22 protein-coding genes are annotated in these 22,049 nt (G+C 62.5%); 10 read left to right on the top strand and 12 right to left on the bottom strand.

The annotated features are described in order from the left end of the window. Positions 1-91 precede the first annotated feature (91 nt). From fabF to VFG26_RS02095, 5 genes are all read right to left on the bottom strand, one after another. Entirely contained in the window at positions 92-1,354 is a 1,263-nt protein-coding gene (gene fabF, locus VFG26_RS02115; protein ID WP_325022010.1) for a beta-ketoacyl-ACP synthase II, read from the bottom strand. 133 nt (positions 1,355-1,487) lie between these two features. Beyond that, entirely contained in the window at positions 1,488-1,730 is a 243-nt protein-coding gene (locus VFG26_RS02110; protein ID WP_013215676.1) for an acyl carrier protein, read from the bottom strand. Positions 1,731-2,125: 395 nt separating this feature from the next. Continuing rightward, on the bottom strand, positions 2,126-2,872 hold the full coding sequence (gene fabG / locus VFG26_RS02105; RefSeq protein WP_325021709.1) for a 3-oxoacyl-[acyl-carrier-protein] reductase: 747 nt from the start codon (positions 2,870-2,872) through the stop codon (positions 2,126-2,128). Positions 2,873-2,882: 10 nt separating this feature from the next. After that, a complete protein-coding gene (gene fabD, locus VFG26_RS02100) occupies positions 2,883-3,830 on the bottom strand; it encodes an ACP S-malonyltransferase (RefSeq protein ID WP_325021707.1) in 948 nt (315 codons plus the stop codon). 236 nt (positions 3,831-4,066) lie between these two features. Continuing rightward, on the bottom strand, positions 4,067-4,309 hold the full coding sequence (locus tag VFG26_RS02095; protein ID WP_325021705.1) for a hypothetical protein: 243 nt from the start codon (positions 4,307-4,309) through the stop codon (positions 4,067-4,069). 371 nt (positions 4,310-4,680) lie between these two features. Here VFG26_RS02095 and rpsF point away from each other — a divergent pair, with 371 nt between their 5' ends. From rpsF to VFG26_RS02045, 10 genes are all read left to right on the top strand, one after another. Further along, the gene (gene rpsF, locus VFG26_RS02090) at positions 4,681-5,232 is read left to right on the top strand and encodes a 30S ribosomal protein S6 (RefSeq protein ID WP_325021703.1); all 552 of its coding nucleotides are present in this window, start codon (positions 4,681-4,683) and stop codon (positions 5,230-5,232) included. A 3-nt stretch (positions 5,233-5,235) separates the two neighbouring features. Further along, positions 5,236-5,490 (top strand): 30S ribosomal protein S18, encoded by a 255-nt coding sequence (rpsR, locus tag VFG26_RS02085; protein WP_045836217.1) that lies wholly within the window; start codon positions 5,236-5,238, stop codon positions 5,488-5,490. Between the two features lie 112 nt (positions 5,491-5,602). After that, positions 5,603-6,553 carry a DUF2232 domain-containing protein gene (locus tag VFG26_RS02080; RefSeq protein WP_325021699.1) on the top strand — a complete coding sequence of 317 codons (951 nt, stop codon included), beginning with the start codon at positions 5,603-5,605 and terminating at the stop codon, positions 6,551-6,553. A 40-nt stretch (positions 6,554-6,593) separates the two neighbouring features. Then, positions 6,594-7,169: a 50S ribosomal protein L9 gene (gene rplI, locus VFG26_RS02075; protein WP_325021697.1), complete on the top strand. Its 576-nt coding sequence runs from the start codon at positions 6,594-6,596 to the stop codon at positions 7,167-7,169. Between the two features lie 146 nt (positions 7,170-7,315). Then, complete coding sequence (locus tag VFG26_RS02070) at positions 7,316-8,827, top strand: replicative DNA helicase (RefSeq protein WP_325021694.1); 1,512 nt, start codon at positions 7,316-7,318, stop codon at positions 8,825-8,827. 22 nt (positions 8,828-8,849) lie between these two features. Then, on the top strand, positions 8,850-9,992 hold the full coding sequence (gene alr / locus VFG26_RS02065) for an alanine racemase (protein WP_325021692.1): 1,143 nt from the start codon (positions 8,850-8,852) through the stop codon (positions 9,990-9,992). 4 nt (positions 9,993-9,996) lie between these two features. After that, positions 9,997-11,373, top strand: a complete 1,377-nt coding sequence (gene radA / locus VFG26_RS02060) for a DNA repair protein RadA (RefSeq protein WP_325021690.1) — start codon at positions 9,997-9,999, stop codon at positions 11,371-11,373. A 55-nt stretch (positions 11,374-11,428) separates the two neighbouring features. Then, positions 11,429-12,064 (top strand): CvpA family protein, encoded by a 636-nt coding sequence (locus VFG26_RS02055; RefSeq protein WP_325021688.1) that lies wholly within the window; start codon positions 11,429-11,431, stop codon positions 12,062-12,064. Positions 12,065-12,149: 85 nt separating this feature from the next. Next, a complete protein-coding gene (gene purF, locus VFG26_RS02050) occupies positions 12,150-13,637 on the top strand; it encodes an amidophosphoribosyltransferase (protein ID WP_325021686.1) in 1,488 nt (495 codons plus the stop codon). A 31-nt stretch (positions 13,638-13,668) separates the two neighbouring features. Beyond that, the gene (locus VFG26_RS02045; RefSeq protein WP_325021684.1) at positions 13,669-14,439 is read left to right on the top strand and encodes an SDR family NAD(P)-dependent oxidoreductase; all 771 of its coding nucleotides are present in this window, start codon (positions 13,669-13,671) and stop codon (positions 14,437-14,439) included. 37 nt (positions 14,440-14,476) lie between these two features. Here the strand turns inward: VFG26_RS02045 and VFG26_RS02040 are convergent, their stop codons facing one another. The 7 genes from VFG26_RS02040 to VFG26_RS02010 all read right to left on the bottom strand — a co-directional run bounded on the left by VFG26_RS02040 (position 14,477) and on the right by VFG26_RS02010 (position 21,966). After that, the gene (locus VFG26_RS02040; protein WP_325021682.1) at positions 14,477-15,274 is read right to left on the bottom strand and encodes an MBL fold metallo-hydrolase; all 798 of its coding nucleotides are present in this window, start codon (positions 15,272-15,274) and stop codon (positions 14,477-14,479) included. Next, complete coding sequence (locus VFG26_RS02035) at positions 15,271-16,080, bottom strand: TatD family hydrolase (protein ID WP_325021680.1); 810 nt, start codon at positions 16,078-16,080, stop codon at positions 15,271-15,273. The genes VFG26_RS02040 and VFG26_RS02035 overlap by 4 nt, the downstream gene beginning before the upstream one ends. 54 nt (positions 16,081-16,134) lie before the next feature. After that, positions 16,135-17,676 (bottom strand): methionine--tRNA ligase, encoded by a 1,542-nt coding sequence (gene metG, locus VFG26_RS02030; RefSeq protein WP_325021678.1) that lies wholly within the window; start codon positions 17,674-17,676, stop codon positions 16,135-16,137. Positions 17,677-17,737: 61 nt separating this feature from the next. Then, positions 17,738-18,859, bottom strand: coding sequence for a DNA polymerase III subunit delta' (locus VFG26_RS02025; protein ID WP_325021676.1), 1,122 nt, complete (start codon positions 18,857-18,859; stop codon positions 17,738-17,740). Beyond that, entirely contained in the window at positions 18,859-19,488 is a 630-nt protein-coding gene (gene tmk, locus VFG26_RS02020; protein ID WP_325021675.1) for a dTMP kinase, read from the bottom strand. Before tmk ends, VFG26_RS02025 begins: the two co-directional genes overlap by 1 nt. A gap of 29 nt (positions 19,489-19,517) precedes the next feature. Beyond that, a complete protein-coding gene (locus tag VFG26_RS02015) occupies positions 19,518-20,678 on the bottom strand; it encodes a D-alanyl-D-alanine carboxypeptidase family protein (RefSeq protein WP_325021673.1) in 1,161 nt (386 codons plus the stop codon). A gap of 127 nt (positions 20,679-20,805) precedes the next feature. Continuing rightward, complete coding sequence (locus VFG26_RS02010; RefSeq protein ID WP_325021671.1) at positions 20,806-21,966, bottom strand: septal ring lytic transglycosylase RlpA family protein; 1,161 nt, start codon at positions 21,964-21,966, stop codon at positions 20,806-20,808. Positions 21,967-22,049 lie beyond the last annotated feature (83 nt).

Genomic DNA, 22,049 nt, shown 5'->3' with positions numbered 1-22,049 from the left:
GGACCGTTCGCCCCGGACTGCGCTGCTCCATCCCCCACCCCGTCGGGACGCTCAACGTAAAATGTGGCAAAAACCCGTACTCGCCGCCGCTTTAAGCAACGCGGCGAAGCACCAGCGAGGCGTTTGTTCCGCCGAAGCCGAACGAGTTCGAAAGCGCGATATTGATGTCACGCTTTTGTGCCTTGTGAGGCACAAGATCGATCGCCGTCTCAACCGACGGGTTGTCGAGATTGAGCGTCGGCGGAGCGATGTTGTCGCGAATGGCAAGGACGGAGAAGATCGCCTCGACGGCGCCGGCCGCACCAAGCAGGTGACCGATCGCCGACTTCGTGGATGACATCGCGAGCTTGCCCGCACTGTTGCCGAACAAGCGTTCAACAGCCTTGAGCTCGATTTCATCGCCCATCGGTGTCGAGGTGCCGTGCGCGTTGACGTAGTCGACTTCGCTCGCGTCGACGCCGGCACGCGCCAGCGCCATCTTCATGCAGCGATAGCCGCCGTCGCCATCTTCAGCAGGCGCCGTGATGTGATAGGCGTCCGCCGACATGCCGTAGCCGATGACTTCAGCGTAGATCTTTGCTCCGCGCGCCTTGGCGTGCTCGTAGCTCTCAAGAATGACGACGCCGGCACCCTCACCCATGACGAAGCCGTCGCGGTCCTTATCGTAAGGACGCGAAGCGCGCGTTGGATCGTCGTTGAAGCCGGTGGAGAGCGCACGGCAAGCGGCAAAGCCAGCCATCGCGATCCGGCAGATCGGACTTTCCGTTCCGCCCGCGACCATCACATCGGCATCGTCGAGCGCGATGATGCGCGCGGCATCGCCGATCGCATGCGTGCCCGTTGCACACGCGGTCACGACCGCGTTGTTCGGCCCGCGCAGCTGATGCTTGATCGAAACGTAGCCGCCCGCAAGATTGATGAGACGGCCGGGAATGAAGAACGGCGAAACACGGCGCGGCCCCTTCTCCTTGAGAAGGATCGACGTGTCGGCAATTCCCGAAAGGCCGCCGATTCCCGAACCAATAAGAACACCGGCGCGCTCCTGCGCCTCGACGGTGTCGAGCTTCAGGCCCGAATCGGCGATCGCCTGGTCTGCAGCCGCAACGGCGTAGATGATGAAATCATCGACCTTGCGCTGCTCTTTCGGCTCCATCCAATCGTCGGGATTGAACTTGCCTTCCGACGTTGCCCCGCGCGGAATGAAGTTCGCGATCTGGCACGTTATGTCGGAGACTTCGAATTCTTCGATACGCCGTGCACCGCTTTGCCCAGCCAGAAGGTTGGACCACGAGGCCTCGACACCGCATCCAACCGGCGAGACGAGACCCATTCCTGTAATGACGACACGGCGCATCGATGTGTTCTTATAACCGTTGATCTGATTGCAAACCACGCTGGGCGCGTGAAGGGGGCCGGTTGCCCAGCCCCCTGAAGGTCTGTCCATCATGCGCTATCGCGCTGCGGACTGAAACGGAAGAGCAGGGCTCTTAAGCCGCGCTCGCGTTCTTCTCGAGAAACTTAACAGCGTCGCCGACCGTCAGGATGTGCTCAGCAGCATCATCCGGGATCTCGCAGCCGAATTCTTCTTCGAACGCCATCACGAGCTCAACAGTGTCCAAGCTGTCTGCACCCAGGTCGTCGATGAAGCTTGCATTGTCGGTGACCTTGTCGGCCTCGACCCCAAGATGCTCTACGACAATTTTCTTCACGCGCTCTGCGACATCGCTCATCGTCAATCCTCGTGTCTTTCTAATTTTTGGCGGCCTTTTATTGCTCGCCTGTTCGCCCTGCAGAACCCGCTAAAAGCCGCATGACAGGATATCAACTTACGAGAAGTCTAGCCTGCTCGGATAGGGGTTCGCCCCGTTCTGAGTCTTTTTTCCTTAGTCGCCGTAGCGTGAGTCTCAACGCTAGGCACCGTCCCCAACTTGCACGGCGCTGAGTTGTCCCCAGCTTCGCACCGTCCCGATGACGCGATTTTGACGCCTCAAAACCGAGGTGTCGTTAACACACTTCAGGAGCAATGCAAAGCACGTGGTGACGCACCGTTCAGCATCTGAATGCCTGAAGCCGAAATGGCCAATAAATCAGGCATTCTGGACATTTACCAACCTCGTCGATCACATCAAACCATAGCCATGCCGCCATTGATATGCAGCGTTTGCCCGGTGATGTAGCCGCCTTCGTTGGACGCAAGGTACAGGCAGCCCGCCGCAATATCCAAAGGCTCGCCAAAGCGCTGCGCTGGAATGATCTGGGCAATCTCGCTCTTCTGCTTGTCCGTCAAAACATCGGTCATAGCTGTTTTGATAAAGCCCGGCGCGATGCAGTTGGCCGTTATGCCGCGGGAGGCAACTTCGCGGGCGAGCGACTTCGTCATGCCGATCATCCCGGCTTTCGACGCGGCATAGTTGCCCTGGCCGGGGTTGCCGAAGACGCCCGAAACGGACGCGATATTGATGATGCGGCCATAGCCGGTCTTCGATCGCATCATGTGGCGTGACGCGGCGCGGCACAGCATGAAGGTCGACGTCAGATTGACGGCGATGACGTCGTCCCACTGATCGTCCTTCATCACCATGAAGAGGTTGTCCTTGGTGAGACCGGCGTTGTTGACGAGAATGTCGAGCCGTCCGCCCAGCAATTTCACCGCCTCATCGACCAGCTTCGATACGCTTGCGCGGTCGGCGAGGTCACAGGGAGCAACATGGACGCGCTCGCCGAGTTCCTTGGCCAAGGCGTCAAGAGCTTCGACCTTGCGGCCGGAAATCACGACCGATGCGCCCGCTTTGTGCAGCGTCCGCGCAATCTCCGCGCCAAGGCCGCCCGTAGCGCCTGTGACGAGGGCGGTCTTGCCCGTCAAATCGAACATTCAAGTCTCCTTACTTGGTGAGTGCGGCGATTGCCGCGTCGACGTCGGCAGGTGTGCCGATGCTCGTCGCGTTGACATTAGGCGCTGTGCGCTTGACGAGCCCGGCGAGGACCTTGCCCGCGCCGATCTCGTAGAAATCCGTCACGCCGGCGGCAGCCATGGTGGCCACGCATTCTCGCCAGCGAACCGTGCCTGTAACCTGCTCGACGAGGCGCTTTTTGATCTCATCTGGATCTGAAATCGGCTGCGCAAGAACGTTGGCAACCACGGGCACCGTTGGTGCGCGAACCGTGACCGAGGCAAGAGCCTCCGCCATCGCGTCGGCCGCAGGTTGCATCAGCGTGCAGTGGAACGGCGCCGAGACCGGCAGCGGTACGGCGCGGCGGACGCCGTGTGCCTTGCCGATTTCGGCCACGCGGTCGATGGCCGACTTATGCCCCGAAAGCACGACCTGTGTCGGCTCGTTGTCATTGGCGATCTGACAGACATCGCCCTGCGCCGCTTCTGCCGCAACCTTTTCGGCAACGTCGACGCCGACGCCGAGCAGCGCCGCCATTGCGCCGACGCCCACCGGCACGGCCTTCTGCATCGCCTGACCGCGCAGCCTGAGAAGGCGTGCAGCATCCGCCAGCGAGAACGCCCCGGCGGCCGTCAGGGCCGACCATTCACCAAGCGAGTGCCCGGCGACGAACGCCACGTTGCCGGCGAGAGAAAAGCCCTTCTCCTGCTCGAGCACGCGCATGACTGCGACCGATACCGCCATCAGAGCGGGCTGAGCGTGCTCAGTCAGCGTCAGGGTCTCTTTCGGCCCTTCCCACATGATTGCCGAGAGCTTTTCGCCAAGCGCCTCGTCAACCTCGTCGAAAACGGCGCGCGCAGACGGAAAGGCATCGGCCAGCGCCTTGCCCATCCCGACGTCCTGGCTGCCCTGTCCCGGAAAAACGAATGCACGTGCCATCGTTTTGGAAAACACCCTCTTGTGCTGGATTGCCGGGGAAGCTCCCCCCGCGGCGAGATTTGGCGGCCTTAGTCCACCTGCGCCCTGCCGGAGTCAAGAGACGGCCCCGAATCTGCCGCGCCGGGCGTCTGCTTCCCAGAGTGCCCAAAAGAAAAGCGCCGCGCGAACGCGGCGCCCCATTTGAAGTCGAATGTGTGAAGGCGAACGTTGAAGGCGAACTGCGGCGTGCGTCTCAATCAGCCTTCGACGGTCTCGACCTCGCAAAGCTCTCCGTCGATCAGGTCGAAGAGCACGTCGCCGCCGGACTCTTCGGCCTCGGCAAGGGCCTCCACGAGGTTATCGTCGATCGGCGCGACCTTCAGGGCAGAGACGTCCTCGACCCCGTTCTCCTCCATCGCCGCCTCGCCTTCGCTCCGCGCGGTCTCTTCATCGTCCTCGACCGCCCAGATCGTTTCTTCGGTATAAGCTGCATACTTCATATCTTCTCGTCTCCCTTCACGCGCCGGGATCTTCCCCCCGGCAGCGCATCTAGGCCATGATTCCTGTGTTGGGCGGGTGGCACTTACGCGGCTACTGAGTAGAAATTAACGGCCGCGAGGGCGTCGGCGCGGCTTGCCCTCGCCCCAAATTGCTGTATAAGCCCGCTTTCCCGTGTCGGCAGGAGGCTGAACGGGGGCTTGGGTTGTGCTGGCTGAACGGCCGCTAATATCCGAGGGGCGCTTCGCGCGCCGTCCCCCAGTGTCTTCTCCTATTTGGTACCAGATTGGCCTTCTCGGCCTTTTGGGGCTTTGCGCCGGCGGGAAAGCGGATGTCGCAAGACATTTGAAACTCCAACCGAAAGGCCAAACGTATGCCGCTCTATGAGCATACATTCCTGGCACGCCAGGACATCACCCAGGCCCAAGTCGAAGCGCTCATGAAGGAATTTCAGGGCGTTATCGAAGAAGGCCAGGGCAAGATCACCAAGCAGGAATACTGGGGTCTCAAGAACCTCGCCTTCAAGATCAAGAAGAACCGCAAGGCTCACTACGCCTTCTTCAACGTCGATGCTCCCCCTGCCGCCGTGACCGAAATGGAACGCCGCATGGGCCTCAACACCGACGTCATCCGCTTCATGACCGTCCGCGTCGAAGAGCTCGAGACCGAGCCCAGCGTTCAGATGCGCAAGCAGGACCGTGACGACCGCGGCGATCGCGATCGTGGCTTCGGCGGCGGCCGTGGCGGCCCCCCGCGCGGTGACCGCGGCGGCTTTGGTGGTGGTCGCGAAGGCGGCTCCACGTTCCGTTCGCGCCCGCCCCGTGAAGGCGGCGCACCTGGTGGCGACCGCGGTCCGCGTCCGCCCCGTGAAGGCGAAGCGCCGCGCGCACCTCGTCGTGATTCCACACCTGGCTCGGAGGGCTAACCAATGGCTGAAATCGCCTCTTCAGGCGGCGGAGCCCGCCGTCCGTTCCAACGTCGCCGCAAGACCTGCCCGTTCTCGGGCGCCGGCGCACCCAAAATCGACTACAAGGACGTCCGCACGCTCGGCCGCTATATCTCCGAGCGCGGCAAGATCGTCCCGAGCCGTATCACGGCTGTTTCGGCCAAGAAGCAGCGCGAGCTGGCCCGTGCCATCAAGCGCGCCCGCTTCCTCGGTCTTCTGCCGTACGTGATCAAGTAATCCAGCTGGCGGAGCGGGCTTTTCGTTCGCTCCGCCTTCTCTCTTCTTACGTTGGGTCGGGACGGGTAACCGGATCCGCCTCTAACCGCCAAGGTCGCGGGACAGCAAACGAATGCAGTCTAAAGCTTTCATGCTCGCCATAGCCGCGGGCTTAATCTCAGCAGTCGTCTTCGCTTCGGCGACGACCGGCGCGTTCCTGCTTCGCGTCGTCCTCTTCCTGCTGACGCCGCTGCCACTTTATCTCGCCGGTCTCGGGATCGGCTACGTCGCAGCTGCCATCGCCGCAATCGCCGCCACCGCAGTCGTTTTGCTGATCGCGAACCCGTTGGCCGCATCCGTCTATGCCATCAGCACCGCGCTTCCAGCCGTCGTGTGCACACGCCTTGCGCTTCTGAACCGCGAATTCGACGGCGAACGCGAATGGTATCCGCCGGGCCGCGTCTCCGTCGCGGCCGCGATCTTCGCAGCCATCTTCGCGATGCTCGCCTTGATGCTGATGGGCGGCGACATCGACTCGCTGACGAAACTCCTGCGTACGATCGTAGAATCCTTCGTCAAGAACGAGCTTGCTCAGGTGCCGGGCGCTCCCGCCGTCGGGCCGGCCGAAATCGATGCGATCACGCGCTCGACGCTGTCTTCGCTTCCCTGGGCGCTGGGCCTTCTGGCGATGTCCACGATCCTGCTCAATCTCTGGCTCGCGGGGCGGATCACGCTCGCGTCCGGAATGCTGCAGCGGCCGTGGCCGGACCTCGCGGCATTCGCGATGCCGACAACCACGGTATTTGTGCTGCTCGTCGCAATCGCCCTCACCTTCGCCGGCGGCATGCCCGGTCTATTCGCGGCAGCGGTCGCGGCGCCTTTCACGCTCGCCTTCGCACTCGTCGGTCTTGCGGTTGTCCATGCCCTGACGCGCGGCTCGCCGTGGCGCACGTTCATTCTGACCGCTCTCTATATCGGCGTTCTTTTCGTCCCCTACATCGGCCTGCTGCTCGCCCTCACCGGCATCGCCGAAACCATCTTCAACTATCGGGCGGCCGGCAGGCCACCTGAAACACCCACCTGAAAATTCAACACCAACTCGATCAAACTAGGAGCTTCAAACCATGCAAGTCATTCTCCTCCAGCGTATCGGCCGCCTCGGCCAGATGGGCGACATCGTCAACGTCAAGAACGGCTACGCACGCAACTATCTGCTGCCGCAGAAGAAGGCCCTCCGCGCCACCGAAGAAAACAAGAAGGTGTTCGAAGGCCGCCGCGCGCAGCTTGAAGCCGACAACCTCGCGCACAAATCTGAAGCCGAATCGATCTCGGCCAAGCTCTCGGGCAAGTCGTTCGTCCTCATCCGCGCCGCCGGCGACACCGGCCAGCTCTACGGCTCGGTCTCCACGCGCGACATCGCAGCCGTCATCACCGAAGGCGGCTTCACGGTCGATCGCAACCAGATCGTCCTCGACAAGCCGATCAAGACGCTCGGCGTCACCGCCGCCAAGGTCCAGCTGCACCCGGAAGTCGTCGCTGAAATCGAACTGAACATCGCGCGTTCGCAGGACGAAGCCGACAAGCAGGCGCGCGGCGAAGACGTCGCCGTCGTCAAGGAAGAGGGCCTCGACCTCGAGACGTTCAACCCCGACGCAGAGTTCGAAGACCGCGGCCCGGCTTCCGACGAAGAATCGGCCTGATCTCAGGCCTTCAACACCTGTGCTTGGTCGTGGCTCGATTCCCACGGCCAAGCACTTCCCGGCGCCCGTGTTAATAACGGGGATGCTTTACGGGTTGTATGACCCAGAGCCGCCAATGCGATCTCGGAATCTGCTAGATCCGAGCCATGGCAAATCCCGCATACCTCGCAACCGAGCGGCTGAAGCAGGCCGTCTCGACAGAAGAGGCGGTGACCTTCCGTCAACCGCCCCACAACATCGAAGCCGAACAGGCGCTTCTTGGTGCAATCCTCGTCAATAACGAGGCCTTGGATCGCGTCTCGAGCTTTCTCACCCCGGCACATTTCTACGATCCCCTGCACGGGCGGATCTACGAAACGCTGGCCACACTCATTCACGCGGGCAAGACGGCGACGCCGGTCACGGTGAAGACATTCTTCGAGAATGCCGAGCCGATCGACGCCAACATGACGGTGCCGCAGTATCTCGGCCGCCTCGCCGCCAACGCCACGACGATCATCAACGCGGCTGAGTACGGCCGCACGATCTATGACCTCTCCACGCGGCGCTCGCTGATCATCATCGGCGAAGATCTCGTCAATGCCGCCTACGATAGCCCCGTCGACCATCCGCCGCGCGCGCAGATCGAAGAGGCCGAAGGCCGTCTCTACTCGCTCGCCGAGCAGAACAAGTACGGCAAGGGATTCGAAACCTTCAAGTCGGCGCTCGCCACCGCCGTCGAAATGGCCAACAGCGCGTTCCAGCGTTCCGGCCATCTGTCCGGCGCCTCGACCGGCCTGTCCGACCTCGACAACAAACTCGGCGGCCTGCAGCGCTCCGACCTCATCATCCTCGCGGGCCGTCCCTCGATGGGTAAGACGGCGCTTGTCACGAACATCGCCTACAACGTCGCCAAGGCTTACAAGTCCGAGGTGCAGGCTGACGGAACGCACAAGGCGATCGACGGCGGCATCGTCGGCTTCTTCTCGCTCGAAATGTCCTCCGAGCAGCTCGCGACTCGTATTCTTGCCGAGCAGGCGGAGATCAGCTCGGAGAAGATCCGCCGCGGCATGATCGACGAGAACGAGTTCCGGAAGCTCTCGGAAGTCGCACAGGAAATGTCGCGCATCCCGCTCTACATCGACCAGACGGGCGGTATCACCATCGCACAGCTTTCCGCACGCGCGAGAAAGTTGAAGCGGCAGCACGGGCTCGATCTGCTCATCGTCGACTACCTCCAGCTTCTGGCCGGATCGAAATCGAGCAGCAGCGCCAACCGCGTGCAGGAAATCACCGAAATCACGACGGGCCTCAAAGCACTTGCCAAAGAACTGATGGTGCCGATCATTGCACTCTCGCAGCTGTCGCGTCAGGTCGAGCAGCGCGAAGACAAGCGGCCGCAGCTGTCCGACCTTCGCGAATCGGGCTCGATTGAGCAGGACGCCGACGTCGTGATGTTCGTCTTCCGCGAGGAATATTACGTCGAACGCCTGAAGCCCGCCGAAGGAACGCCCGAATTTGCCGATTGGATGACCAAGATGAGCCAGGTATCTGGCAAGGCTGAAGTTATCATCGGCAAACAGCGTCACGGTCCCGTCGGCACGGTCGAACTGGCATTCGAAGGCCAGTACACCCGCTTCGGCAATCTGGCCCGAGACTATATGGTGCCCGAGCGATAAGAGATCGGGTGGAAACCACGAAATGACGGTCAACACGCGCATGCCGGAAAGTCTTGCCAGCGCCACCGGCACGATCACGGTTGATCTCGCGCAAATCGTTGCGAACTGGCGCGCGCTTTCGATCAAGGTCGCGCCCGCCCGCTGCGCAGCGGTCGTGAAGGCGGACGCCTACGGCCTCGGCGCCGAGCGGGTCATCGGTGCGCTGGCGCGAGCAGGCTGCACCACGTTCTTCATCGCCACCCCAGGCGAGGCCGAACAGGCGCGCAAAATTGCGCCGGACGCCAGCATCTATGCGCTCGATGGTCTCGTCGGAAATTCCGCCGTGGCCTTCGACCGCCTCTCGGTCAAACCCGTGCTGTCAACGCTCGACGATGTCGTCGCCTGGTCGGCGCTGAGCCGAGCGCGGGGCCGCGAGTTGCCCGCAGCACTCCACATCGACACGGGTCTCAATCGTCTGGGACTGCCTGTCCGCGATGTTCGCCGTCTCGCGGCCGAACCCTCGATGATGCAAGGCGTGGCGGTGGATCTGATCATGAGCCACCTCGCCTCCGCAGATAATCCGCGCGACCCGAAAAATCGCGATCAGCTGCTGGCTTTCGAAACGCTGACAAACCTGTTCCCGGGCACACCGCGCAGCCTCGCAGCGTCAGACGGGTTGATGCTGGGCCACGCCTTCCACTTCGATCTCGTACGGCCGGGATATGCGCTCTACGGCGGCCAGGCCTCACAAAGCAATCCGGCGCCGGTGAAACCCGCAGTCACCGTCTCAGCGCGCATTCTTGCCGTCGCCGACGTGGTGCCTGGCGAAACGGTCGGGTACTCCGCAACATGGCGCGCCAAACGCCCGAGCCGTATCGCCACCATCGCCGCCGGTTATGCTGACGGCGTGCCGCGCAATGCGAGCGCCCCCGATGGCCGGCCAGGAGGACACGTTCTCATCAGCGGCCATCTCGCACCGATCGTCGGACGCGTCTCGATGGACCTCATCACCGTAGACGTTACGGATCTGCCCGAAGGCGCAGCGATGCCCGGCGAGTTCGCCAAGCTGATCGGCGAAGGCCTGACGATCGAGGACGCAGGCTTCGCGGCGGGCACGATCGGATATGAAATCCTGACGCGATTGGGGCACCGCTTCGCGCGCCTCTACCTGGACGACAATTCGTAACGCCATGGCAAAAGCCTCTCGATCGCTCTACGTCTGCCAATCCTGTGGAGCGACCTCATCGCGCTGGGCGGGTAAGTGCACCGCCTGCGGTGAATGGAACGCCATGGTCGAGGAGACCGACGCCGGTCCCCCGCCCGGTTCCGGTGTCACCCGCCAATCGAAGGGCCGCATCGTCAAGCTCGAGCCGCTGAAAGGCGAAGCCCAGGAAGCGCCGCGCTTCTCCAGCGGCATCGCCGAACTCGACCGCGTAACGGGTGGCGGCATCGTTCCCGGTTCCGCAATCCTCATCGGCGGCGAACCCGGTATCGGAAAATCGACGCTCCTTCTGCAGCTCGCCGCGCACGTTTCGCGAAGCGGCGGCCGCGCCGTCTATTTCTCCGGAGAAGAAGCCGTCGCCCAGGTCCGTCTGCGCGCCGCGCGGCTCGGGCTCGATAGCGCCCCTGTTGGCCTCGCATCCGAAACGAACCTTTCGAATATCTTGGCGACGCTCGGCGACGACCGTCCGCCGGATCTCATCATCATCGATTCGATCCAGACGCTGTGGGCCGATACGCTGGATGCAGCGCCCGGCACCGTCAGCCAGGTCCGTGCCGCCGCGCTGTCGCTCATCCGCTACGCCAAGATGGCAGGCTCCGCCCTGCTCCTCGTCGGCCATGTCACCAAAGACGGCCAGATCGCCGGACCGAAAGTCATCGAGCACATGGTCGACACCGTGTTGTACTTCGAAGGCGATCGCGGCCTCACCTACCGCATCCTGCGCGCCGTCAAGAACCGCTTCGGACCGAGCGACGAAATCGGCGTCTTCGAAATGGTCAGCGGCGGCCTGCAGGAAGTCGCCAACCCGTCCGAGCTGTTCCTGGGAGATCGCGAGAGCAGAAGCCCCGGAGCCTCGATCTTTGCCGGCGTCGAAGGCACCCGCCCCCTGCTCGTCGAAATCCAGGCCCTTGTCGCACCCTCGGGCCTTGGGACGCCGCGGCGCGCCGTCGTCGGCTGGGATAGCAACCGCCTCGCCATGCTGCTCGCCGTTTTGGACGCCCGCTGCGGGGTCTCCTTCAGCAGCCACGACGTCTACCTGAATGTGGCAGGCGGCCTGAAGATCACTGAACCGGCAGCAGATTTGGCCGCCGCCGCAGCCCTGCTCTCGTCCATGTCCGGCGTGACGCTGCCGCGCGATGCCGTCTATTTCGGCGAGGTTTCCCTGTCGGGGGCGGTCCGCGCCGCATCCATGACGAACTCGCGCTTGAAAGAAGCCTCGAAACTCGGGTTCGGGCGGGCCTTTATGCCCGAGAGCGGCGAGGTCGACACACTGGGGATGAAGTTGACACTATCGCGCCTCTCCCATCTCAAGTCCCTTGCAGAGGTTATCGCGCCATGCGACTGAATTTTCGCGCGAGTCTTAAGCGCGGGGAGCAGTCGAACAACGAGGGATTACGGCCATGATCGGTCCATTTACCTACTTGGACCTGGCATTGATCGCCGTTGCGTTCATTTCCGGTCTTCTGGCGATGTACCGGGGCTTCGCACGCGAACTCCTTTCGATCGTGTCGTGGATCGCCGCAGCCGGCGTCGGCTATTGGATCTTCGCGACCAAGAAGGACATGACCGCCGATATAGCGGCACAGACGGGCCTTCCGCCGCAGATTGCGACGATCGCGGTTGCCTTCGTCGTCGCCCTGATCGTGTTGATCATTGTACACCTCATCACTGCGCGCATATCAGATGCGATTCTCGACAGTCAGGTCGGGATGATCGACCGCATTCTGGGTTTCATCTTCGGCGTGCTGCGCGGGTTCCTGCTCTTCGTTATTCCCTACATGGCCTACGAGGCGTTCATCTCGCCCGATAAGGAAAAGCAGCATCCCCTTGTTCGCGACGCATATTTCCGCGACTACGTTAAGGAGACGGGCGAAGCGATCCGCAATGTTCTGCTGCAGGTGATCCCGCAGCCTTCGACGGCGCCGCCGCCGCCCTCGCCTAACGAACAGCCTGGGCAACAAGGATTTAATGCTCCAAAGGGTCGTTCAGTCGCGCTGGTCATCGATGGCGTCCGGTTCTATATGACGCTCGCGTGACAAGGGCGTCGAACGTAGCCAAGGGCGTTCTGAGTTAACCGACATATCGGGCCGGTGCGGACGGCTCAATCGCGGGAGGGTGCCCATGGCACAGCAAGGCGGCACGACCACAATCGACGGTCTGACCATGACTCGCTACGGCGATGATCGGCTCCGGGAAGAGTGTGGCGTCTTCGGTATTTTCGACCATCCCGATGCCGCAGCGATCAGTGCGCTGGGCCTCCACGCACTCCAGCACCGCGGCCAGGAAGCAGCAGGCCTATGCTCCTACGACGGCCGCAACTTTCACTCCGAGCGCCGCATGGGCCTCGTGGGTGACAACTTCTCCAGGGCCGACGTTCTCGCCCGCTTGAAAGGTCGCATGGCCATCGGCCACGTTCGCTACTCGACCACCGGCGACGCACTCATCCGCAACGTTCAACCGCTCTTCGCAGATATCGATACCGGCGGCTTCGCCGTAGCCCACAACGGCAATCTCACGAATGCTCTGACGCTGCGGCGCGAGCTCATCTCCTCCGGCGCCATTTGCCAGTCGACCTCCGACACCGAGGTCATCCTCCACCTCCTCTCGCGCTCCAAGAAGCGCCGCATCGTCGAACGGCTCGTCGATGCCATCCGCCAGGTCGAAGGCTCCTACGCTCTCGTCTGCCTGACGAACGACATGATGATCGGCGTACGCGACCCGATCGGCATCCGCCCCCTCGTCATCGGCCGCCTCGGCCAGTCCTACGTCCTCGCTTCCGAGACCTGCGCGCTCGACATGGTCGGCGCCGAATTCGTCCGCGAAGTCGATAACGGCGAAGTCGTCGTCATCACCGACGAAGGGCTCGAAAGCCACCGTCCCTTCCCGCTGCGCCCGGCGCGGCCGTGCATCTTCGAATACATCTACTTCGCGCGCCCCGACTCCATCGTCGGCGGCCAGACCGTCTATGACATCCGCAAGCGGATGGGCGTTGAACTCGCGCGTGAAGCACCGACAGCTGCCGATGTCATCGTGCCAATCCCGGACTCCGGCGTTCCCGCCGCTATCGGCTTCAGCCAGCAGAGCGGCATTCCGTTCGAACTCGGCATCATCCGCAACCACTACGTCGGCCGTACATTCATCGAGCCCGAGCAGCGCATCCGCCAGCTCGGCGTCAAGCTGAAGCATTCGGCGAACTCGGGCGTGATCCGCGGCAACCGCGTCGTCCTCATCGACGACAGCGTCGTACGCGGCACCACCTCCAAGAAGATCGTGCAGCTCATCCGCGACGCCGGTGCAACGGAAGTCCACATGCGGATTTCGTCGCCGCCCATCACGCATCCCGATTTCTACGGCATCGACACGCCGAGCAAGAAAGACCTGCTCGCCGCCAACATGTCGCTCGAAGAAATGCGCGACTTCATGGGCGCGGACAGCTTGGCGTTCCTCTCGGTCGACGGCATCTATCGCGCCATCGGTCTCGACCATCGCGACAACCGTGCGCCGCAGTTCACCGACCACTGCTTCACGGGCGATTACCCGACCAACCTGACGGATCACGGTGGCGAGGTCATCCCGCGTCAGCTTTCGCTGCTGGCCGAAGTCGGCTGAGCCGCGCGCCCTTCAACTTCGTAAGTGAGCCATGAGCGACAGCCCTCTTTCCGGTCGCATAGCACTAGTCACGGGGGCGTCGCGGGGCATCGGCCGTGCGGTGGCGCTGGAACTCGCGAATGCCGGCGCCCACGTCATCATCGCGGCCCGCTCGGTCGGCGCACTCGAATCCCTCGATGACGAAATCCAGGCAAATGGCGGAGCGGCCACGCTCCTCCAGCTCGATCTGAAGAAGGGCGACCGCGTCGATCAGGTCGGGCCGACGATCTTCCAACGCTGGCAGCGCCTCGACATCCTTGTCGCGAACGCCGGCATCTTGGGCCCCCTGTCGCCCCTCGGACATACGACGGATGACGGCTTCCTCTCCACGCTCGACATCAATCTCACTGCCAACTGGCGGCTCATCCGCACGCTCGATCCGCTTCTGAAGCGCTCCGATGCAGGCCGGGCCATTTTCGTGACGTCAGGCGCCGCCACCGGCAAGTACGCCTACTGGGGCCCCTATGCGGCCTCCAAGGCGGGGCTCGAAGCGCTTGTGAAAACCTGGGCGGCAGAACTCGTCAATACGCCCGTCAAGGCGAACCTCATCAATCCCGGCGCCACGCGCACCGGCATGCGCGCCAAAGCCTTCCCCGGCGAAGATCCCGCAACGCTCCCCGCACCGGAAGCGCTCGCGCCCCTTTTCGTGGAACTGGCGTCTCCGGCCTGCCAGCGAAATGGCGAGGTCATAAACTTCCGCGAGTGGCGCGATGAGCAATCGATGAAAGTTGCAGCAGCCGCGGCATCGCCGGAAGCGCAGTAAAAGCTGCTCACAGCGGGCGAAACGCAACGCCCCCCGTTCATGTGAACGAGATCATCATGCCGTCGTAAGCCGGCTCGACACCTTCCGGCAGCTGACGCTTTAGCGTCTCGTAATCGAGTTCGCTCGTCATATGCGTGAGGATCGTGCGCTTCGGCTTCAACCGCTCCGCCCACGCCAGCGCCTGTTTCACGCTGAAATGCGATTCATGACCCTGATGGCGCAAGGCATCGACGATCCAAACATCGAGCCCTTCCAAGAGCGGGATCGACTTTTCCGGGATGTCGTTGACGTCGGGCGAATACGCAAGATTGGACACGCGATAGCCGAGCGTCTGCATCGACCCGTGCCATTGCGGGATCGGCTGCGCGCTAATCGGACCGCCCGCGCCCTTGATGACGACCGGCGAGAACCCATCGATCTCGTGACCGTTGAGCATCGGCATATACGCCGAACCTTCAGGCGTCTCGAAGCAATAGGCGAAGCGCGAGCGCAGGCTGGCCCCGGTATCCTTATCGAAGTACACGTCCACCCGCCGCTTCATCGCGAATGCGACCATGCGCAAATCATCGATACCGTGCGTATGGTCGGCGTGATCGTGCGTGTAGAGAACACCATCGAGCGCGGTCAGCCGCGTTGACAGAATCTGCTCGCGGAAATCAGGCGACGTGTCGACGATCACCGACGTCCGGCCGTTCGACCCTGTGCGCTCGATAAGCGCGGAACATCTGAGCCTACGGTTCTTCGGATTGTTGGGATCGCACGACCCCCAATTCATGCCGATACGCGGAACGCCGCCCGACGAGCCGGAACCCAATATGGTGCACCGAAAGCTCATGCAGCGGCGGACCCGCTCACATCGGACGCTGGGCGCTTTGCCTTGCCGTAAAGCCTGAAGAAGTTGTCCGTCGTCGCCCGCGCGAGGTCGTCGGCGGAGACGCCCTTCACCCCCGCAAGCGCCGCGGCTGTGCGAACGACATAGGCCGGCTCATTGCGTTTACCGCGAAACGGAATAGGCGCCAGGAACGGCGCATCCGTTTCGACAAGCATCCGGTCGAGCGGCACATCGCGCGCAATCTCGCGCAAGGCCTCCGAATTCTTGAAGGTGATCACGCCACTGAACGAGACGTAGAGCCCGAGATCGAGCGCACGCATGGCAAGCTCGCGTCCTCCCGTGAAGCAATGGAGCACGGCAGGAAAAGCGCCCTTCGCGTGCTCTTCCTCAAGAATTGCAATCGTGTCTTCGTCAGCCTCGCGCGTGTGAATTTCGAGCGGCAGTCCGGTTTCGCGCGCGGCCGCGATGTGCCGGCGAAACCCCTCCGCCTGCGCCGCGGGCGTCGAGTGCTGATAGTGATAATCGAGCCCCGCCTCGCCGATCGCCACGACTTTGGGATGCTTTGACAGCTCGATGATCCGCTCAAGTGGAATATCGAGTTCCTCGTGCGCGTTGTGGGGATGCGTTCCGACCGAGCAAAACACATCATCGAAGCGCTCGGCGACGGCTTCCACGTCGTCGAACTTGCGGATACGCGTCGAAATGGTCACGAGAGTTCCGACGCCCGCCTGCTTTGCGCGCGCCACGACCTGATCGAGCTCGGGTGCGAACTCGGGGAAATCGAGATGGCAATGATGATCGACAAGCATCAGGTCTTTTACTCTTCGGAGCCGTGTTTGGGCCGTGCGGCGCGTTGTCGTCGTTTACGCCGCAGGCTCCACGTAACGTGGGAAAACACCCTGCGGTTCAGGGATTTTAGCGCCTGCCTGCAGACGGCCCTTTTCGCCGAGATGCGCGAAATCGCGCGCCTCGGTTGAAATGCCGAGAAGATCGAGCAGCTTTGCAGCGCTGTCGGGCATCACGGGCTGCACCAGGATGGCGAACTGTCGAACAATCTCCGCCGTGACGTAGAGAATCGTGGCCATGCGCGCCGGATCGGTTTTCTTCTTCGCCCAGGGCTCTTCGGCCGCGAAATAGCGGTTCGCGTCGGCGATCACGGCCCAAACCGCGTCGAGATACTTGGTGATGGATTGCCGTTCCATCTCCGCACGCGCGACGACATAAAGACCATCCGTCGCCGACAGGATGGCTTGATCGGCTTCACTGAGCGCACCCGGAGCCGGTATCGCGCCATCGCAATTCTTGAAAATCATCGACAGAGAGCGCTGCGCGAGATTGCCAAGGTTGTTGGCGAGATCCGCATTGATGCGATTGATGATCGCTTCCTGCGACCAGTTTCCGTCCTGCCCGAACATCACTTCGCGCAGGAAGAAGTAGCGCATCGCGTCGCGGCCGTAGGTTTGGATGAGCTCGAACGGATCGACGACATTGCCGACCGACTTCGACATCTTCTCGCCGCGGTTGAACAGGAATCCGTGCGCGAAAACGCGTTTCGGTAGCTCGATGCCGGCAGACATCAGGAAGGCCGGCCAATAGACGGCGTGAAAGCGCAAGATGTCCTTGCCGATCATGTGAACGTCGGCCGGCCAGAACTTCCACTTATCCGCGTTCGTATCGGGATAGCCCGCAGCGGTGATGTAGTTCGTCAGGGCGTCGACCCACACGTACATCACGTGCTTGGGGTCGCCCGGAACAGGCACGCCCCACGTCAGCGTCGAGCGCGAAATGGAAAGGTCCTTGAGACCAGATTTGACGAAGCTCACAACCTCGTTGCGCCGCTCGACAGGACCGACGAACTCCGGATCGCGCTCGTAAAGCTCGAGCAGCCTGTCTTGATAGGCCGACAGGCGGAAGAAGTAGCTCTCTTCCTCGTTCCACTCGACCGGCGATCCAAGCGGCTCGCGGCGCACGCCGTCTTCGCCGACGGTCGTTTCCTTCTCGTCGAAATAAGCCTCTTGCCGCACGGAATACCAACCGCCGTAGCGCGCGAGATAGATATCGCCATTGGCGGCCATCTTCTCCCAGATGGCTTGGCAAGCTGCGTAATGCCGGGGTTCCGTCGTGCGGATGAAGTCATCGTTCGAGCCGCCAACGGTTTCGATCATTGAGCGGAAAATCGCCGAATTGCGGTCCGCCAATTCCTTGGTCGGAATACCTTCCTTCTCTGCCGTCTGCTGCATCTTGAGGCCGTGCTCGTCGGTGCCCGACAGAAAGAACACGTCCTTGCCATCGAGACGAGCAAAGCGCGCCAACGTATCGGTCGCGATCACCGTGTAGGCGTGCCCGATGTGCGGCGTGCCGTTGGGGTAGAAAATCGGCGTCGTGATGTAATATTTTTCCGCCACTGTCGGTATCTTTCGTGTTCGCCTGTCGCCGGATGGGCCGCAGGATGCGGCCGCGCCCGTCTCAACCGCGGCTCGCTGCCTCGAGGCGCGCGAAAGTTCCGAGGATGAGCGATTTGCGATCAAGGTTGAGGGAAACGACATCAGCCTTGTCGCGGGCCAGTGTTTCCCATAGCTCGGCAAAAGTGGCAAGGCGGCCCTCGCCAATCAGGCGTTTCGCGAGTTGAACGTCCCGCTCCGGCCCCTGCCCCGTGGCGGCAGCGGAAATGAGCCGCGCCAGCGTCGTTTGCAGAAGATCCATGAAGAGCTGAAACTTGCGGTCTTGCGCCGCCGCTTGCATTTCATCCGCAAGCCCGTGAACGGTCTTGAGGTCGAGCCGCGGTAGACTGCCCAGCACCTGGTCGATCCGCGCCTGAAGCGCCAATCCGCCGCCGCCGAGCAGCACGAGCGCGCGCCCCACGCTGCCCTCGGCCAGCGGCGCAAGCGTTTCCCACTCGTGCGCCTCCGGTACGGCTTTTCCGGCAGCCGTCAGTGCCTGCCCCACCGCACGCTTCAAATCGGGCTCGGCGAGAGGGCCCATCTGGATCGTCCGGCAGCGTGAGCGGATTGTCGCGAGCAGCCGCCCGGGTGCGGATGTCATCAGCAGAAAAATCGTGCGCGCCGGCGGCTCTTCCAGCGACTTCAAAAGCGCGTTCGCCGCGTTCTGATTGAGTTCATCCGCCGTATCGACGATGACGACGCGGCGGCCCTGGCCCGTGGCGCTATGTGCGAGAAAGTTTTTGACCTTGCGCACTTCATCGATCGGAATGCTCTGCGGAAATCGCTTCGTCTTCGGATCATAGGGGCGCCGGATGATCATCAGGGACGGATGGGAAAGCGCCCGCACCTGCCGGTCGGTGCGCGAGTCAGGTTCGATGGCGAGACCCTGGCCGAAAATATCGCGCTCCTCTGGTTCCGCGAGAGCCGCACGCGCCACTTGGTAGGCGAGCATCGCCTTGCCGACACCTGCTGGGCCCGAAAGCAGCCACGCGTGATGCATGCGCCCGCCGGCGAGCGCCTCGGCGAAAATTGATTGCGCGCCTTCCTGCCCATAGAGCGCCCGCGTCTCCCGGGGATGCGGAAAATCATCGAGGCGGTCGGCCTCGGGAAGAACTTCAGCCTCGGCTGCGAGCGGCGCCCGCGCCATCAATTGGCCTCGGCGAGAAGATGCGACGAGACCGCCTGCCAGACGGCCGTCTCGACGCTCGACACCGACAAACTGGCGTCGATAAGGACGCAGCGTAACGGTTCCCGGTCAGCGATCTCAAGGAAGCCCTCGCGCAGCGTCTCGTGCGTCTCGATGCGTTCGGCATCGTAGCGCGAAAGCGTGCCGCGAAGTTGCGCACGCTCCATGCCGGCCTTCGCGGGCAGATCGAGGATCAAGGTGAGGTCCGGATAATCGGGCGCCACTGTGTAGCGCTCGAGCATGGTGATGAGTTCTGGCTCGAGCCCATAGAGCTTGCCCTGATAGACGCGCGTCGAATCCATGAAGCGATCCGAGATCACCCACGTGCCTTCATCGAGCGCGGGCCGAATGACCGATGTGACATGCTCCGCCCTCGCGGCGGCAAACAGCAGAAGCTCGGTCACGGGATCGGTCGGACGATCTTTCATGATGAGTTCGCGCACGTCTTCGCCGACTGGCGTGCCGCCGGGTTCGCGCGTGACGACCACGTTGAGGCCGGCACGCTCCAGCCGCTCTGCCAGACGCTTGGCCTGGGTCGACTTTCCAGCCGCTTCCCCGCCCTCAAAAGTAATGAATTTTCCGCGTTTCATGGCTCGCCTCTGTTACCGGCGGGCGTAATCTAGAGCGCCAGGCGCCGCAAGGCCATCAGAACAAGCGAATCGACGCCTTGCCGCACGATGCCGCCATTGACCACGTCTTCCGCCGCGTAGAGCGGCACTTCGGCCGCCGCGCTGCTGGTGCTGGAAATCTTGAGCGTCGCGACCTGTTCGCCTTTCTTGACCGGCGGCTTCAACGGCGCTTTGTAGACGATTTCCGCCGACAGTTTTTGCGCCGCCGGATATTTCGGCATCGTAAACATCACATCGCCTTTCGGCGCGAGCGGAACGTACCAGGTCTTTCCACCCCACACCCGTGCCTTGCCGACAATCTCGCCGTCATCGAAAACCTTGACCTCGCTGAACGACCGGAACCCCCAATCCAGAAGCTTCGCGGCCTCGTCCTTACGCTGGTCGGCCTTCTCAAGGCCACTGACGACAACGATCAAGCGCTTGCCGTCCTGCACCGCTGATCCCACGAGCCCATAGCGCGCAACCGACGTGTGCCCGGTCTTCAAGCCATCGGCCCCGATGTTCAAAAAGAGCAGCGGATTGCGATTGATGAACTTGTGCTTGCGATAGAGAAATTCCTTCTGCGCGAAGACGGGATAGAACTCCGGATATTCGTTGATGATGTAGCGCGCCAGGATGGCAAGCTCCCGCGCGGTCATCAGATGGTTGGGCGCCTCGAGGCCGGTTGAGTTGGCGAACGTCGACTTCACGAGGCCGATGCGCCGCGCCTCGTCGTTCATCATGCGCGCGAACGCCGTCTCATTGCCGGCCATGCCCTCCGCCACGCACATCGCGGCATCATTGCCCGACTGAACAGCGATTCCCTGGATGAGTTCGTCGACCGTCGCCTTGGTGTTGACCGGCACCATCATCGCCGATGTGCCGGACGGCGCGCCACCATTGCGCCAGGCGTTGACGCTCATCGTGAATTCGTCGGTTTTGTTGATGCGGCCTTCCTTGATCGCCCGGAACAGGACGGCAAGCGTCATCAGCTTGCTCATACTCGCCGGCGGCGCCAGCTCGTCGGCATTCTGCTGGAACAAAACGGCGCCGCTCGCGGCGTCCATCAAAATCGCGCGCGGCGCCTTCGTCACGAAAGCCGACTCTGCTGCCTGGGCACAGCCAATCGGCGCCAGAAACGACAACGCGATCGCCAGGGCGGCGAACAACATGCTGCACGTCTTCAACATAGATCGGACCACCGTGATACGGCACTGGGTGCAGTGCCCTCCCTCATCAAGACAGGAGTATCCGGCTCGATTGTAACATGGTCAACGCCAGCTTAACGCCAGTTGGGCTTCAGTCGGTGACAACCGCCGTTCCAGTAACCCCATAGGTCGCGATCTGGTCCTGCGCGCGTGAGGCGCCTGCGTGTGAAAACGGCCCGACGCGCACCCGGTAGACGTGCGAGCCGTCACCGAATTGTAGAGGCGCCACTTCGACCGGACCCAGCGATCCCAGTTCCCGCCTCAGCCGCTCGGCATTCGAGCGATCCCGGAAAATGCCAACTTGCACGTACGACCGGCCCGTTCCGGTGCTGCCGGTATTCAGTTGATAATAGCTGTCGCCTTGGGCGCCAGGGGAGGATGCCGGCGCAAACGGTTGCGGCGCCGCAAGCGCCATGCGGCCCTCTCCACGATCGGGAGCCTCGTAACTTGCGGTCTGCATGAACGGCGTATTTCGCGGCGCCGGCCGCGGCGATTGAGCGGACTTTCCAGCAAGCGACGACCGGTAATCCGTCGGCGACCACTGGCCAGAGGACTCAGGCGGCAGACCGGCGTACCGCGACTCCGCGGACGCATATTCACGTGCCGGCGTCATCGGAGCGCTGGGTCCGACACCACGGCCGCGCTGCTGCGATGCCAGAAACAGCTTTTCCTGCGTATCATCGCCGTTGAGTGGCGCTCGCCCGGCATAACGAACATGTACGCGGGCCCGCCCCTTGTTGACGTAGCCGAGTTCCTTCGCCGCCGCGTACGACATGTCGATGACCCGGTCGTTCACATACGGCCCGCGATCGTTGACCCGCACGAGCACCGTCTTCCCGTTATCGAGATTGGTCACGTAGGCGTAGGACGGGAGCGGCAGCGTCGGATGCGCGGCAGTCAGAGCGCGAGCATCGAACACTTCGCCGTTGGCAGTCTTGCGGCCGTGGAAATCAGCGCCGTACCACGAGGCGACGCCGTATTCCTGATGATTGGGATTTTCGCGGGGAACATACCACTTTCCCGCCACCTTGTAGGGCGAACCAAGCTTGAAGTGACCGCCGCCTTTTCTGAGATGGGTAGCACGCGGGCTCGTCTTCACGCCGTATTCGTCTTCGGAAAATGCAGGCCGTGAAACGCCGGGAATTCCTCCCGGCGACGAGCCGCCGGATGAGCAGGCAGTTGTAAGGGCTGCTGCACTCGCAGCGGCCACCAGCCGGCACGCCGCTAGGGCTCCGGATACACGCCTCTCCATTACGCAAACTCACTTGATACGCTACGCCCGCCCAAGCGCACCCTCGCGGCTCATCAAAGCACGCAAAGGTGGGCCGAAGCTTG

Source organism: Hyphomicrobium sp., assembly GCF_035687085.1.
GTDB lineage: Bacteria > Pseudomonadota > Alphaproteobacteria > Rhizobiales > Hyphomicrobiaceae > Hyphomicrobium_B.
This window is presented reverse-complemented; position numbering and strand designations above follow the sequence as displayed.

What these genes read in the sequence shown, in the direction of transcription:
- tmk (WP_325021675.1), bottom strand. Translation starts at nt 19,488, where the DNA reads ATGAAACGCGGAAAATTCATTACTTTTGAGGGCGGGGAAGCGGCTGGA.
- VFG26_RS02080 (WP_325021699.1), top strand. Translation starts at nt 5,603, where the DNA reads ATGCAGTCTAAAGCTTTCATGCTCGCCATAGCCGCGGGCTTAATCTCA.
- VFG26_RS02110 (WP_013215676.1), bottom strand. Translation starts at nt 1,730, where the DNA reads ATGAGCGATGTCGCAGAGCGCGTGAAGAAAATTGTCGTAGAGCATCTT.
- rpsF (WP_325021703.1), top strand. Translation starts at nt 4,681, where the DNA reads ATGCCGCTCTATGAGCATACATTCCTGGCACGCCAGGACATCACCCAG.
- VFG26_RS02035 (WP_325021680.1), bottom strand. Translation starts at nt 16,080, where the DNA reads ATGCTTGTCGATCATCATTGCCATCTCGATTTCCCCGAGTTCGCACCC.
- rpsR (WP_045836217.1), top strand. Translation starts at nt 5,236, where the DNA reads ATGGCTGAAATCGCCTCTTCAGGCGGCGGAGCCCGCCGTCCGTTCCAA.
- VFG26_RS02040 (WP_325021682.1), bottom strand. Translation starts at nt 15,274, where the DNA reads ATGAGCTTTCGGTGCACCATATTGGGTTCCGGCTCGTCGGGCGGCGTT.
- VFG26_RS02095 (WP_325021705.1), bottom strand. Translation starts at nt 4,309, where the DNA reads ATGAAGTATGCAGCTTATACCGAAGAAACGATCTGGGCGGTCGAGGAC.
- VFG26_RS02070 (WP_325021694.1), top strand. Translation starts at nt 7,316, where the DNA reads ATGGCAAATCCCGCATACCTCGCAACCGAGCGGCTGAAGCAGGCCGTC.
- VFG26_RS02025 (WP_325021676.1), bottom strand. Translation starts at nt 18,859, where the DNA reads ATGGCGCGGGCGCCGCTCGCAGCCGAGGCTGAAGTTCTTCCCGAGGCC.
- purF (WP_325021686.1), top strand. Translation starts at nt 12,150, where the DNA reads ATGGCACAGCAAGGCGGCACGACCACAATCGACGGTCTGACCATGACT.
- VFG26_RS02015 (WP_325021673.1), bottom strand. Translation starts at nt 20,678, where the DNA reads ATGTTGTTCGCCGCCCTGGCGATCGCGTTGTCGTTTCTGGCGCCGATT.
- VFG26_RS02055 (WP_325021688.1), top strand. Translation starts at nt 11,429, where the DNA reads ATGATCGGTCCATTTACCTACTTGGACCTGGCATTGATCGCCGTTGCG.
- alr (WP_325021692.1), top strand. Translation starts at nt 8,850, where the DNA reads ATGACGGTCAACACGCGCATGCCGGAAAGTCTTGCCAGCGCCACCGGC.
- fabD (WP_325021707.1), bottom strand. Translation starts at nt 3,830, where the DNA reads ATGGCACGTGCATTCGTTTTTCCGGGACAGGGCAGCCAGGACGTCGGG.
- VFG26_RS02010 (WP_325021671.1), bottom strand. Translation starts at nt 21,966, where the DNA reads ATGGAGAGGCGTGTATCCGGAGCCCTAGCGGCGTGCCGGCTGGTGGCC.
- fabF (WP_325022010.1), bottom strand. Translation starts at nt 1,354, where the DNA reads ATGCGCCGTGTCGTCATTACAGGAATGGGTCTCGTCTCGCCGGTTGGA.
- radA (WP_325021690.1), top strand. Translation starts at nt 9,997, where the DNA reads ATGGCAAAAGCCTCTCGATCGCTCTACGTCTGCCAATCCTGTGGAGCG.
- rplI (WP_325021697.1), top strand. Translation starts at nt 6,594, where the DNA reads ATGCAAGTCATTCTCCTCCAGCGTATCGGCCGCCTCGGCCAGATGGGC.
- fabG (WP_325021709.1), bottom strand. Translation starts at nt 2,872, where the DNA reads ATGTTCGATTTGACGGGCAAGACCGCCCTCGTCACAGGCGCTACGGGC.
- VFG26_RS02045 (WP_325021684.1), top strand. Translation starts at nt 13,669, where the DNA reads ATGAGCGACAGCCCTCTTTCCGGTCGCATAGCACTAGTCACGGGGGCG.